We start from the raw sequence: 13,843 nt of genomic DNA, 5'->3' as shown, positions 1-13,843 counted from the left end.
GTTGGAGATCATCTTGTCACGTCCCACCACATGGTGCAGATCCACCAAATAGCGGCGCGGCATGGCCGCCAACCCCTGCAGCAAGTTAACTCGCGAGGGGCGCCCCTGGCGCCACAGGCGCATACGCCGCACGGCGCCGATGACTGCCAGGGCCAGGGCAGTAAAAATCAGTATCGGCAAGAGCGTTTCGAGCATGGTACTCACCTCATCTTTCGCGGCGGGGCTACTCCGGCAGCAGACCTCTGCGAGGGCGCTATGAACCCATCCCTGGGCGCTACTTTTGACATCTGACCGCCATGGATGGCGGAAATGCCGTAAACGTACGGAACTGTTTTACGGCCCTGTCAAAAGACCCTCGCTACGGTCTACCCCCGGCGCCCCGGCTCTCGCTCAGGTCAAAAGTCCTTGCAGATTCGCAAAGCATCGTAGATAGCCGCATGAGTGTTACGCGGTGCCGTGCAGTCGCCCAGGCGGAACAGCAGGAAGCCATCTCCTGACTCGCTCAGACAAGGCTGCGGCTGGATTGCATAGAGTGCTTCCAGATCCACCTGCCCTCTGTTGCGGGACTGCTCTTTGAGGGCGTAGTAGAGCGCTTCATCAGGGCGCACACCGTTCTCGACCACTACCTGATCGACCACGCGCTCTTCCAAAGCCCCGGTGTACTCATTTTCGAGCACCGCCACCAGGCCATCGCCCTCGCGGTAAACCTTATGCAGCATCAGGTCGGAGGACATGATCACCTCCTTCTCGTAGAGGCTGCGGTAGTAGGTGGGGAAGGTGGTACCGCCCACCGCCGCGCCGGGCTTGATATCGTCGGTGACGATCTCCACTTTGGCGCCCTTATCGGCGAGAAAATCCGCTGCCGAGACGCCGGAGAATTCGCAAATGGCGTCATAAATCAGCACGTTCTTACCTGGCGCCACTTTGCCTGAGAGAATATCCCAGGTGCTGACCACCAGGCTCTCCTCGGCATTCTCTGAGTAGCCCCACTCTGGGTGCTGGCTCAGGAAGGGCTGACCACCGGTGGCGAGTACCACGATATCCGGGCGCAGGTCGAGTAGCGTTGCTTCATCGGCGCGGGTGCCCAGACGCAGGTCGACTTTCAGCCGCGCCAGCTCCAGCTGGTACCAGCGGGTGATACCGGCGATCTGATCACGCTGGGGCGCTTGGGCGGCAATGGTGATCTGCCCACCCAAAGCGTCAGCAGCCTCAAACAGAGTGACATCGTGGCCCCGCTCAGCGGCGACGCGTGCTGCCTCCATACCGCCGGGGCCACCGCCTACTACGACGACTTTGCGTTTGGCGCCCTCGGTTTTCTCAATGATGTGGGGCAGCCCCATGTATTCACGGGACGTGGCGGCGTTTTGAATGCACAGTACGTCAAGCCCCTGGTACTGGCGGTCGATGCAGTAGTTAGCGCCCACGCACTGTTTAATCTGGTCGATCTGGCCCATCTTGATCTTGGCGATCAGGTGCGGGTCGGCAATATGTGCCCGGGTCATGCCCACCAGATCGACATAGCCCCCTTCGAGAATTCGCTGGGCTTGGTTGGGATCCTTGATGTTCTGAGCGTGAATCACCGGCACGTTCACCACTTCCTTGATCCCCGCCGCCAGGTGCAGGAAAGGCTCTGGCGGGTAGGACATATTAGGAATGACGTTGGCCAAGGTGTTGTGGGTGTCACAACCGGAGCCGATGACGCCGAAGAAGTCGACTTGGCCGGTGGCATCGTAGTAGGCGGCGATCTGCTTCATGTCATCGTGGGAGAGGCCATCTGGATGGAACTCGTCGCCGCAGATCCGCATGCCGACGCAGAAATCGTCACCCACTTCGGCGCGCACCGCCTTGAGTACTTCCATACCGAAGCGCATGCGATTTTCGAAGCTCCCGCCCCACTCGTCAGTACGCTTGTTGACCCTTGGGCTCCAGAACTGGTCGATCAGGTGCTGGTGCACGGCAGACAGTTCGACACCATCGAGCCCGCCCTCTTTCGCTCGGCGCGCGGCCTGGGCGAAGTCACCAATGATGCGCCAGATCTCCTCGACTTCAATGGTCTTACAGGTAGAGCGGTGCACCGGTTCACGGATACCGGAGGGTGAGACCAGCGTCGACCAGTCAAAACCGTCCCAGCGGGAGCGGCGCCCCATATGGGTAATCTGGATCATGATCTTGCCGCCATGCTTATGCACAGCGTCGGCCAAATTCTGAAAGTGCGGAATAATGCGATCAGTGGACAGGTTGACCGAGCTCCACCAGCCCTGCGGGCTATCAATGGACACCACCGATGAGCCGCCGCAAATACACAGGCCACAACCGCCTTTAGCCTTCTCCTCGTAGTACCTGACGTAGCGCTCAGTGGTCATACCACCGTCGGTGGCATGCACTTCGGCGTGAGCGGTACTGACCACGCGATTGCGGATGGTCAGCTTGCCGATATCGATCGGCTCGAAAATTGCGTCGAATGCCATCTTTGTCTCTCCTCTCCCCCTGGCTAGCGGGCGGCGTCGGTCAGCGGCTGGACGGAAAAGAGGCCGATGTCACAGCCCTCTTCGGCGGCACTCTGGGTCTGCTCGGCCACAGTGCGCAGCGAGCTACCACTGGCAGCGAGGATTTGATCCATGGCGCCGGCAAACCAGCCGGTGAACATGTACTCCTCTTTTTTACCGGTCTTGCCCAATTGGTAAACGAAAGCGCTGTGTTCGAGACGCACCTGAGCCGTGCCCGACTCGAGATCGATCTGCTCAGTAAGGAAAAGCCCCCAGCCGCGCTGGGAGAGTCGATTCATGTAGTGTTCGAAGACGGCCACACCTTCGATGCCGTGGCATTCGGCCTCTTTTTCACACCAGTGCCAAGCACTCTTGTAGCCGGCGTGATAGAGAATCTCGGCATACTTCTCGGCACCCAGCGCCTCTTCGACGGCCACATGGTTGTTGATAAAAAAGTGCCGTGGTACATACAGCATTGGCAGGGCGTCGCTCGTCCAGACGCCTGTTTCGCTATCCACTTCGATGGGCAGTGCGGGGGCCAGTTTGGTCACGGTTGTATTCCTCAAATCTTTGTTATGTCAGGTTATCGACGGGGCTACCCCGGGAGCATGCCTACGAGGAGGCGCTATGAATCCATCCCTGGACGCTACCGACGCCATCCCTGGCGTCGGATCTCCTCTACGGCATGCTCCCGGCGCCCCTCACTTCGGAGACAGCCGCCTGCGCTGAGTCAGGCGCCCCACACATCCTTGAGTACGCGCACCCAGTTCTCTCCCATGATCTTGCGCACCTGGGTCTCACTTAAGCCGCGCTTGAGGAGTGCCTCGGTGAGATTGGGGAACTCCCCAATGGTGCGGATTCCTTTGGGATTGATGATCTTGCCAAAGTCAGTGAGGCGACGGGCGTAGCCCTTGTCGTGGGTCAGCCACTCGAAAAACTCTTGACCATGCCCTTGGGTGAAATCGGTACCGATGCCGATAGCGTCTTCACCGACGATATTCATGACGTACTCAATCGCCTCGCAGTAATCTTCGATGGTCGAGTCGATACCCTTTTTGAGGAACGGCGCAAACATGGTGACACCCACGAAACCGCCGTGGTCGGCAATGAACTTCAGCTCTTGATCGGATTTATTACGCGGGTGCTCTTTGAGACCGGAGGGCAGGCAGTGGGAGTAGCAGACAGGCTTTTTGGACTCGAGAATGACCTCTTCGGAGGTCTTGGCACCGACGTGAGAGAGGTCGCACATAATGCCGACGCGGTTCATCTCGGCAACAATTTCGCGACCAAAGCCAGAGAGGCCACCATCGCGCTCGTAACAGCCAGTACCCACCAGGTTCTGGGTGTTGTAGCACATCTGCACGATGCCCACGCCCAACTGCTTGAAGATCTCTACGTAACCAATTTGGTCTTCGAAAGCATGGGCATTCTGAAAGCCAAAGATGATGCCGGTCTTGCCCTCCTCTTTCGCCCGCGTGATGTCAGCGGTAGTGCGAACAGGACGCACCAGGTCGCTACACTCCGCCATCAACTGGTTGGACTTGACGATATTATCGACCGTGGCCTGAAACCCCTCCCACACCGAGACGGTGCAGTTAGCCGCAGTTAGACCGCCGCGACGCATGTCCTCAAGCAGCTCACGGTTCCATTTGGCGATGATCAGACCATCAATGACAATGGCGTCATTGTGCAGTTCAGAGGGGGTCATAGCTAAGCTCCAACATTGGTTAATGTAGCGAGCATAGCGCTGACGTTGGATTGGACTGCTCTTGGAAACGACGGCGGAAATTCCAAAAGCGTCATAGTGTCGTGAACACGACCACTACCCACGCACCCGCTAACCTTTGCAGAGGAGGAGGAGTACTTTAGCGATAGCAGCTACTAAAAAACCTGCTGCCCGGAGGTGGGCAACAGGTTTGAAATAGTGGCGACGAAGTACCTATCAGCGCAGTAGCGGCACGCTGGCAAAGGTAGGCTCACCCTGGGCATGGGCAAGCGCCTGCTGGGCACTCGAAAGAGGTTCGCTTTTGTAAGGTTCACCCCCCCATCGCTGAATTAACGATGGCGACTTAGCAAGGTTACTTCCTTGCCGGTCATGCACCCCCAAGCGCTCATTTCTCGGCGGTACCCCAAAGTATTCACGATAACACTTGGAAAAATGGGGCGTAGAGACAAAGCCGCAAACGGACGCAATTTCGATGATCGAGAGAGGTGTTTGCTTGAGCAATTGACGGGCACGCACCAAGCGTAGCTTGAGGTAATAGCGGGACGGAGAGCAGAGCAGATAGCGCTGGAACAACCGCTCTAACTGACGCCGTGAAACATCCACATACTTTGCCAGCTCATCGAGCTCGATCGGCTCCTCAAGGTTGGACTCCATCAACGCCACAATCTCTAGTAGCTTGGGCTGAGTCGTACCCAGCACGTGTTTAAGCGGTACACGCTGCTGATCCTGCTCGTTGCGCACACGCTCGTAGATAAACATCTCGGAGATGCCTGCCGAAAGCTCTCGTCCATGGTCGTGGGCAATCAGATTTAGCATCATATCCAACGGTGCGGTGCCGCCAGAGGCGGTGAATCGATCACGATCAATAGAGAAAAGGTGCGGGGTCAGAATAACGTTGGGGAAAGCCTCCTGCATGGAGGCCAGGCACTCCCAGTGCACGCTGGTTTGATAGTGATCAAGCAGCCCCGCCTGGCCCAGCGCCCAACTGCCCGTACAGACCGAGCCTAATCGTTTTAGCTGGCGCGACTGGGACTGCAGCCAGCGCACGTGCTCGCGGGTAACACTGTGATGAGGGCCTACCCCACCGCAAACGACTACCCACTCAAGCGAGAGAGGGGTATGCATAGAGGCATCCGGCGTCACCTGCAGCCCATCACTGGCGCGTACGGGCAGTCCGTCTTGGGTCAGGGTGTACCAGCGATACAGCTCGCGCCCAGCCAGTTGATTAGCCATCCGCAAAGGGTCTATCGCGGAGGCCAGCGAAATCAGGGTGAAATTATCTAGCAGTAGAAAGCCAAGGGTTTGCGGTTCACCCGCCCGATCAGTCTTTGCTGCCGGGTCTTTTGCTTGATTTGATGTCATGGTCTTACCCTCCGTCAGCTTTTAAGCATCATTTTTTTCTTATTAGTATAGGCGTCGCTGGCGTATTTTAGTTTCCCCCTTACTGGCGTGAATACTCGCTCGTCAGGAGGGGCATTGCTCTTTGGTCGTATATTGGCATGAACAGGACGGAAAGCGACAACACTATCACGCGAATCTGGCGATCAGTCGCAAATACGACACTGGAGGTCGCTTCCGAAATCTTTAACCCTAGCCAACACACCACCGGCGTATCCGCGAGCGACTCGACCACTCGATCACGAATTAACCGGAGTAGATAAGAGGTATCCATAGTTTGTCTCTGGCAGCGTCCAATTGCAGGCTATACCAGCGTCCAATTGCGGGTTATCAAATAATCGGTGGCATCGGCTCCAGTGTAAAAGCGCAGCATTATCTCGATGTATAGCGCAGTCAATCAGCGGGTAGAATTGCCACGCGGCGATCCAGGGCTTACAACTAGATGGCGAGATATAGTTAATAACTCAACAACAGGACAAGTAACGCTATGTCGATTGAGCTTTGGCTGTCGTTTGTGCTGGCTTCGTTTTTGGTGATCGCCTCCCCCGGCCCCGCGGTGGCTCTGCTGGTCATGACCGGCATCAACCAGGGACGCAAAGCGGCTTTAGCGATGCTGCCCGGCTTTTTCTTGGGCGACCTGGTGGCGATGTCACTCTCGTTTGCTGGCGTAGGCGCCCTGCTGATGGCGTCGGCGGAGCTATTCGCCGTCGTTAAATGGCTAGGCGTTCTCTATCTGCTTTATCTAGGCGTCAAGATGTGGCGTGAATCCGGCCAATTGAATGACCTGGAAGCCTCGGGCGCCAGCGTTAAGCAGGGCACTGCAAAGGCCTTTTGGGTGACACTCCTGAACCCCAAAAGCATTCTGTTCTTTATGGCCTTCATGCCGCAGTTTATTAACCAGACCCAGCCATTGGCCCCCCAGTTGGCGATTCTTTTCACCACCTTTCTTGTGATAGGCCTCATCTCAGACCTTGGCTACACGCTGCTATCAACCAATAGCCGACAACTAATGACCGCCAAGTTTCGCCGCCTGCTTCACCGCTGCGGCGCCGGTAGCTTGATTGGCGCTGGGGTATTGATGACCGTGATGCGCCGCCCTGCTGGGTAATATTTAAGCCCTGCGACAACGCGGCACCTCCCACATCGCAGGGCTGACAGGTTACAGCGTGAGCCCGAGCAACAGATAAGCAGCCAGGGAAAGTAAAGCGACGGCGAGCGCAAAGGGAATTTGCGTTTTGATATGGTCGATATGATCAGAAGCGGCCCCCGTCGAGGCGAGCACGGAGGTGTCCGAGAGGGGCGAACAGTGATCTCCAAAGACACCTCCACCCGCCACAGCGGCCACTGTGGCATACACCAGCGGTGTAACCATATCGCCGCTAAAGTTGAAGGCGAGCGGTACGGCGAGTGGCATCATGATAGCGAAGGTGCCCCATGAAGTGCCTGTGGAAAAAGCGATAACGGCGGCAATCAGGAACGTCATGGCCGGGAGCAAAGCAGGTGTTAGCCAGCCGGCGGTGGCTTCGACGATATAGTTGGCCGTACCCATGTCTTTGGAGAGCTGATTCAACGAGTAGGCTAGCGCCAGAATGATAATGGCAGGCATTACTCCCTTCATCCCCGCCATCGAGGTTTTCATAATGTCGCTAAAGGGAATGCCCTGAAGGCGCATAACGATACCGAGAAACACGGAAGCCGCCAGAAATGCCTCCATGGTCTTGGCTGAGTCCATCACAATAAAGGTGCCCACCGCAACGCCGATCACTACCAGTACCGGGGCGAAAAAATTCCAGAACAGGCTGGTACGTGCTCCTTCATAAGGCGGAATTTCTGTTAGCTCCTCACCCACCAACGGTTCTGCCCCATCACGCAGCACTTTGCCCTCCTCCTGAGCCCGCCGCTCAGCTTCGCGCATCGGCCCAAAGAGCGGAATGACGCCCACTATCACCAGTCCGACCACCAACACCGATAGCCAGGCATAGAGGTTGAAAGGTATGGCATGCAGAAAGACTCCCATCGCCTGGGCAGCATTTTCGATAGGGCCCATGCCAATCAACAAACCGGAGATAAACACTGCCCAGCCCGTGATGGGCACCATGACACTTACCGGCGCCGAGGTGGAGTCGGCGATGTACGCCAACTTTTCCCGCGAGACCCGGTAACGATCCGTCAGGCCACGCATGGTGCTACCAACAAACAGAGGGCTGAAGTAGTCGCTGAAAAAAACGAACATGCCCATCACCCAGGCCACCAGCTGAACCCGTACCCGCGATAAGGCACGGCGTTCCACCCAGGCGGTAAAGTTCTGAATTGCCCCGGTGCGTTGGAAAAACGCGATCACCGTGCCAATGAATAGCTCCAACAGCAGTATCCAGGAGAAGCTGGTGGTGCCCAGGGTTTCCTTTAACAACGTCGGAAAGCCCATCAACCCATTGCCCAGGGTAATCACCCCAACGAAACAGGCAACAGCCAGCGAGAAAACCGTATTACGGGTAACAAACGCCAGCACGATGGCCAATGCCGCCGGCATGACGGACAGCAGCCCGATATGATCTTGAGGATCCATTGTCATCTCTCTTTTTTTATAGTGGTGGGTGGAGTCAGGTTTCGTGTTTTGCCTTGCGGCGCTCCATTTCACTGGTCAGGTAGAAACCCAACCGACGTACGGGATCGGGCGGCATCCAGCTCGCTTTGCCGAATAGAGATGCAATATCTTCAACCGGCTGGCCGAGCGCGTATCGGGCCAAGGCATCCCCCAGGAAGGTTCCTTTGACGATACCGCCGCCATTACACCCCGCCGAAACATATAACCCGGGCTGGATCTCGCCCCAAAGTGGCGCACCGTTATAGGTCAGCCCGGTGGTTCCCCCCCAGACCTTGTCGAAGTGCACTGGGGTGAGCTCCGGGTAGCGGGCCTCAAGGCTCGCTTTCAGCTCGGCCTCGATACGGGCGTTATCGGCTTCGCGTTCATAGCTGTAACGCGAGCGGATCATCAAACGACCATCAGCGGTAGTGCGCAACGTACAGCCTAAGCGGTGTGCGGGGAGCAGCCCCCAGGTCGTCGCGGCGATGCGTTGGCGCTCTGGCTCCGGCAAAGGCTCGGTAATAGCGGCGTAGGTATAAATCGCGGTTAGCCGTGAAGGGTCGGCACCCAAGGTCCTGGAAAAAGCGTTATTGGCCAAAATCACCTGCCCAGCCGTCACTTCGCCTTCGGGTGTTATGACGCGCCACGTCTTGCCATCAGGCACTATTTGCGTTGCTGGCGAGTGCTCATGCAGTTCGATGCCGGCTTCCAATGAATCCGCTAACCCCACAATCAATGCGGCGGGCTGGACGAGATAACAGTCCGGTGAATAAATCCCCTGTGTGTAGTAGCGCGTGCCGATTCGCTCAGCGAGTTGGTTAGCGTTCAAGGTCTGGTAAGACAGACCGGCAGCCTTAAGAAACGCTTCATACTGTCTCAAGGCTCGCTGGCCTATGCCGCTACGGGCAGCGCGATAGGTGCCGCTACGCTCGAGTTGGCAGTCAATGCCTAAACGTTCGACACGCTCGCGCAGTAACGCCATGGTTTGTCGGCTTAACGCGTTCAGCTTCTCCATGCGCTCAAGCTCTTCGGGGCGAGCATCGTTAGCCAGGGCAATTTCCAGCATAAAGCCGGAGTTGCGCCCTGGGCTTCCTTCGCCTATCCGGTCAGCTTCGAGGATTTTGATGCGGTCATCAGGGCGCGCCTGCTGCCAGGCAGAGGCTGCCGCAAAACCGGTGTAACCGGCGCCGATGATGACGACATTTGCCTCGGAGTGACCGCGTAGAGCGGGGCGCGGCTGGCGCTCGGTTAGCCAAGCGTTCCAGCCGCAAGGGCGCTGATGGGATGGGTGCGTCGTGTGTGGCATAGCGCGTTAATCCAGATACAGCAGGCCATGGGCCTGATTGACCATGGCGGCAACCTCTTCCCGCATGCCTTGGAGCACTTCCCGCTTGTGATCTTCCGTCATACGCGATTTGAGCATCGAACAGCTCATCGCCCCCAGGGGATGGCCGCTATGATCGAGGATGGGAATGGCCAAGCCGCTGTATTCCGGAAGCAGAGAACCTTCTACGCCCCGGGCGTAACCATGTTTCAGTTGGTGGGAAATTTCGGCTTCGATGTCGGCGATGGCGATCGCGTATTCGTCCATCAGCCGTTCAGCGTTATGGCTGAGTATTTCGCCTCGCTCATCAGTCCCCAGGTAGGCAAGTAAGGCAATCGAGGCTTGACCAACACCTAGCGGCAAACGTCCACCCGTCGCTCTAACAAAGCTGCCCACGGGATAAGCGCCGTTCTGCACTTCCAGGCAAACGGCATTAACGCCATCGCGAGCGAACAGATAGAAGCTGTCTCCCCAGCGCTGCGCCAGCGCCAGTAACCTTGGCCGGGCCAAGTCCCTCAATCCTGCGCCATTGCCCGCCTGGGCACCCAGCACTAGCAGCTCATAACCCAGCAGATAACGCCCGCGAACAGGAGAAGAGCGTAAAAACCCTTGCTGCTTGAGACCTTTTAACAACCGGTAGAGCGTAGGACGGCTGAAGCTCAACGCATTCAGGTAATCGTCTATACTTGCCCCCCGGTAGCCACCACGCGCGGTAATCTGCAATATCTGCATGGCATGATTGAGCGTCGTAGGGCCAGACGCTGTGCTGCTTTTATTTACCGGCATTGTGCTTATCGTTATTTGTTAATGTAGGCTAAAACATAGCAAGACAAATTCATGACTTCATCTCACTAAATGAGACATAGCCGCTTTAGCGCATAGAGATGAAGGCTAGTAACAAGCCAAGACCGAAAGCGGCCAATAATAGAGTTGATAGCTTTGCCATCTCCCCCATCTAATCGGAGGTTGTTGATGACACACCCGATGACAAAGGAAGACTTCCCCGTATCGAATATCAGACACTTTCTTGAGCCAGGCCCGATTGTGCTGGTTTCATCGCAATGGCAAGCGCAAACCAACATCATGACCATGGGTTGGCACACGGTGATGGCGTTCACCCCTTCGCTCCTCGGCTGCGTTATAGATGCGGGGAACCACTCCCATTCCATGGTGCGCAACAGCGGCGAATGCGTGGTCAATATTCCCTCGGCGTCGCTTGTCGATACTGTTGTAGGTATCGGGAACTGCTCCGGGAGCGAGGTCGAGAAGTTCAAGGCGTTTAAGCTGACCCCAGGCAAGTCAGAACAGGTCGGAGCACCACGGGTAGAGGAGTGCTACGCATCTTTTGAGTGCCGTTTGCACGATGACGCCATGATTGAACGCTACAACCTGTTTATCTTTGAGGTCGTTAAAGCCCACGTAGCGCCTTTGGCAGATGAGGAAGAGTCGCTGCACTACCGGGGGATGGGAGAGTTCATGCTGTCGGGGCGATCCATTGACCGTACGGAGCTATTTAAACCGTCGATGCTAGTCTGAGCGTTGTGCGCTGGAGACTTTCCATCCATCTCTCATCGCCACACGCCCCTGGAAGCTGGCCAGTTAACCGAACTCGCTTCGATTAACCGGCCATCAGGGACTGTGTAAGTAACATCTAGCGTTGAAAACTCAGCGTTGAACACCTCGTTAAGAGCGACGCTCCCACAGGGTGACTTCCGAGAGGCTATGCTGGTATTTATGCATGGTCTCACGGATCACAAAAGGCACTTTCTCAGGCTCGCTGATCATCCGGAAGTGAGGCTCCAGCAGCTCTTTTAGGCCATCCAGGGTGCTGAAGTTTTCACCATTTTTCTTGAATCCACCGATCCACTCCTCCATCGGCGTGTACTCTTCCAGCCAGGTATATGGCGACGCTATCATCAGGATGCCACCGGCATTGATACGCTGATGAATGGTCTGCAGGAACTGGGCAGGCTTATACAGCCGATCGATCAGGTTAGCTGCCAGCACCAAATCATAATGGCTGAACTGCGGCTTGAGATTGCACGCATCCCCCTGGTGGAAGCTAACGCGGTCGGCCGCTTCTTCCAACCCCAGGCTTGCCAGGGTACGCTCCTGATAGCTGACCAGTTCGCCCTCTTCGGTGCGGGTATAACGCAGCACTTGCTGCTCCGCCATTTCCACGCCCTGGCGGATAAAGTTGGCCGAAAAGTCCACGCCATCGACGTGTTCAAACTCACGGGCCAGCTCAAAGCTGGAACGCCCGCTGGCGCAACCTAAATCCAGAGCGCGCTTTTTCTGGCGTCCTGCCATGCTGGCTAACGCCTTGTTAGCCAGTACCTGCGGGAAGTTGGCAACGCCAAACCACTCATCGCCGTAATGAAATTCCGCGTACTCCGCCATGCGGGCATTGCTTTCATAATAGGCGCTGGGCAGCGTGACTTCCGCATCCGAGACGACGTAGCGGAACCCCGCATGCTGAAAGAAGTGGCGCCGGAACGCGTAGCGCGCGCTAAGGCGGGTTTCGTTACCGCAGGATATCCAGGAGCCGCCTTTGATCAGGTTGTGCTGGTTGTCGAAAGTCGGCGTGGTGAAATCATCGTAGAGGGGATGCACCTTGAACCCTGGGAATGGGTAGGTAGGCGTTTCCACCCATTGCCAGACGTTGCCCACCACATCGAACCACTGGCCGTGCTGGAACCGTGTGACCGGGCAAGAGGAGGCGCCGTGATCCAAATGCAGGTTGGCGTTGGCAGGCTTGTTACTCTCAAGCTCAGAGATACCCGCTTCTTCCACCAGACGATGCCACTCATCTTCCGTCGGCATACGCACGGGCTGCCCCGTCTGCTGGCTTTTCCAATGACAGAAGGCTTTGGCCTCGTGGAAATTGACCTCCACAGGCCAATCCCAGGGCATCTCAACTTCTTCGGTCATCAGGCGCAGAAACCACTCATTTTTCCACACCCAGAAGGTGGGGTGAGTCGCCTTGGCAAAGTTGCGCCAACCCAACTCCTCTTCCGACCAGAAGGCGTCGTTCAGGTAGCCACCGGCTTCGACGAACTCAAGAAACTCGCTGTTGCTCACCAGAAACTGGCTAGCTTTGAACTCTTCCACTTCGGCGCGGTGATGGCCGTACTCGTTATCCCAGCCATACCATGGGTCGTCAAACGACTTGCCTAACACCACCTCGCCTTGAGGCACCGTAATCAGCGTATTTTCCGGCGGCTCACCGGTAGTGCGAATAGGCTCCCAAGCCGGCTGGGGCGTGACCAGATCGAGCGACTGCTGGCGAATCAGAACAGAAGACGTTTCAAGATGAATACGCTCATGCTCAATGCCCATCATGATAGGCCAGAAGGGGCTATCCCAACCAATAGGTAGTGCAATGGGCAGCTCACGGATCAGGTTCAACACTGCTACACGCACCTTGGCGCGGTAGTCCATCACTTCGCTGACCGACGGCCAAGAGTAGTGAGCTTCGTTGAGATCATCCCAGCTCATTTCATCGACACCCACCGCGAAAATAGACTCCATATTGGGGTCTATCCGGGCAGGCAAGAGCTTCGCCAGTACCAGCTTATTGACGAAAAACGTCGCGGTATGGCCGAGATAGAAAATCAGTGGATGCCTGAGAGCAATAGGTTTACGAACGTAGGCTTCTTCGCTTGTCAGCGTGGTAAAGAGTGACTCATAGCGGTCAAAGGTAGCAGTGAAGCAGGTCTCAATTTCCCGGCGCGTTGCTTCAGGATCGCTGCCTGCCAACATCACAGTGCGGGGAAACAGATCGGACGAGGCCGTCTCTTTTAGGCCCAATGGCGAGCTTATAGAAGTCATAGGTTAGAGCGCCTTTATCTTTAAACGACGATGATTCGCCTAGGTAAACATATAAGGACATTAAAAACCAAAAACTCATACAAAAGCTACCATTAGTTGTACAAACCTATTCCATCATGACCTTGCTCTTTGCGGATGAAGGGCGACAACCGGCTGAGTGTTAGACTGGGGCTAGCTAACCCGACTTCTTCTAATATGTTCATGAAAAGGCGAATTGATGACCACCGTTGCCATATTTGTTGATATTCAAAACGTCTATTACACCGTGCGTGAAGCCTATGGCCGAAACTTTGATTACAACAAGTTCTGGGCACGAGTAACTGCTAACAGAGAGGTTATTAAAGCTGTTTGCTATGCCATCGATAGGGGTGACCAAAAGCAGCGAGAGTTTCAAAACATACTCCGAGCGATTGGTTTTGATGTGAAATCCTGGATTCATAGAATAACCGCAGCACTTTGGATCACACAGTAGAGGAAGGAGGGCCAGCGCCGGT

At 56.2% G+C, this 13,843-nt stretch carries 11 protein-coding genes and 1 pseudogene; 3 read left to right on the top strand and 9 right to left on the bottom strand.

Annotated features, from left to right (window positions below):
- From JI62_RS07545 to JI62_RS07525, 5 genes are all read right to left on the bottom strand, one after another.
- Nucleotides 1-195: DUF3483 domain-containing protein (locus JI62_RS07545; RefSeq protein WP_141101309.1), on the bottom strand; the 195-nt coding region annotated here is incomplete at its 3' end.
- Between the two features lie 200 nt (nt 196-395).
- Nucleotides 396-2,468, bottom strand: coding sequence for a dimethylglycine demethylation protein DgcA (gene dgcA, locus JI62_RS07540; RefSeq protein ID WP_088699571.1), 2,073 nt, complete (start codon nt 2,466-2,468; stop codon nt 396-398).
- A 23-nt stretch (nt 2,469-2,491) separates the two neighbouring features.
- On the bottom strand, nt 2,492-3,037 hold the full coding sequence (locus JI62_RS07535; RefSeq protein WP_088699570.1) for a DUF5943 domain-containing protein: 546 nt from the start codon (nt 3,035-3,037) through the stop codon (nt 2,492-2,494).
- 179 nt (nt 3,038-3,216) lie between these two features.
- Nucleotides 3,217-4,194: a dipeptidase gene (locus JI62_RS07530; RefSeq protein WP_009286052.1), complete on the bottom strand. Its 978-nt coding sequence runs from the start codon at nt 4,192-4,194 to the stop codon at nt 3,217-3,219.
- 234 nt (nt 4,195-4,428) lie between these two features.
- Entirely contained in the window at nt 4,429-5,574 is a 1,146-nt protein-coding gene (locus JI62_RS07525) for a GlxA family transcriptional regulator (protein WP_088699569.1), read from the bottom strand.
- Between the two features lie 523 nt (nt 5,575-6,097).
- Between JI62_RS07525 and JI62_RS07515 the strand changes: the two genes are divergently transcribed.
- Complete coding sequence (locus JI62_RS07515) at nt 6,098-6,718, top strand: LysE family translocator (RefSeq protein ID WP_088699567.1); 621 nt, start codon at nt 6,098-6,100, stop codon at nt 6,716-6,718.
- Nucleotides 6,719-6,769: 51 nt separating this feature from the next.
- Here the strand turns inward: JI62_RS07515 and JI62_RS07510 are convergent, their stop codons facing one another.
- The 3 genes from JI62_RS07510 to JI62_RS07500 are packed head-to-tail and all read right to left on the bottom strand — an operon-like array spanning nt 6,770 to nt 10,304.
- A complete protein-coding gene (locus tag JI62_RS07510; protein ID WP_088699566.1) occupies nt 6,770-8,176 on the bottom strand; it encodes a Na+/H+ antiporter NhaC family protein in 1,407 nt (468 codons plus the stop codon).
- A gap of 34 nt (nt 8,177-8,210) precedes the next feature.
- Nucleotides 8,211-9,500 carry an NAD(P)/FAD-dependent oxidoreductase gene (locus tag JI62_RS07505; protein WP_088699565.1) on the bottom strand — a complete coding sequence of 430 codons (1,290 nt, stop codon included), beginning with the start codon at nt 9,498-9,500 and terminating at the stop codon, nt 8,211-8,213.
- A gap of 6 nt (nt 9,501-9,506) precedes the next feature.
- On the bottom strand, nt 9,507-10,304 hold the full coding sequence (locus tag JI62_RS07500; RefSeq protein WP_088699564.1) for an IclR family transcriptional regulator: 798 nt from the start codon (nt 10,302-10,304) through the stop codon (nt 9,507-9,509).
- Nucleotides 10,305-10,490: 186 nt separating this feature from the next.
- Here JI62_RS07500 and JI62_RS07495 point away from each other — a divergent pair, with 186 nt between their 5' ends.
- Nucleotides 10,491-11,054 carry a flavin reductase family protein gene (locus JI62_RS07495; protein WP_088699563.1) on the top strand — a complete coding sequence of 188 codons (564 nt, stop codon included), beginning with the start codon at nt 10,491-10,493 and terminating at the stop codon, nt 11,052-11,054.
- A 147-nt stretch (nt 11,055-11,201) separates the two neighbouring features.
- Here JI62_RS07495 and ovoA read toward each other — a convergent pair whose 3' ends face one another.
- Nucleotides 11,202-13,349 (bottom strand): 5-histidylcysteine sulfoxide synthase, encoded by a 2,148-nt coding sequence (gene ovoA, locus JI62_RS07490; protein ID WP_088699562.1) that lies wholly within the window; start codon nt 13,347-13,349, stop codon nt 11,202-11,204.
- A 217-nt stretch (nt 13,350-13,566) separates the two neighbouring features.
- Between ovoA and JI62_RS07485 the strand changes: the two are divergent.
- Nucleotides 13,567-13,776 (top strand): annotated as a pseudogene (locus tag JI62_RS07485) (NYN domain-containing protein); the annotation flags it as partial.
- Between the last annotated feature and the right edge of the window lie 67 nt (nt 13,777-13,843).

Source organism: Halomonas campaniensis (assembly GCF_002211105.1).
Classification (GTDB): Bacteria; Pseudomonadota; Gammaproteobacteria; order Pseudomonadales; family Halomonadaceae; genus Vreelandella; species Vreelandella campaniensis_A.
Note: the sequence above shows the minus strand (reverse complement) of the source record. Positions and strands in the feature narration are given on the sequence as shown.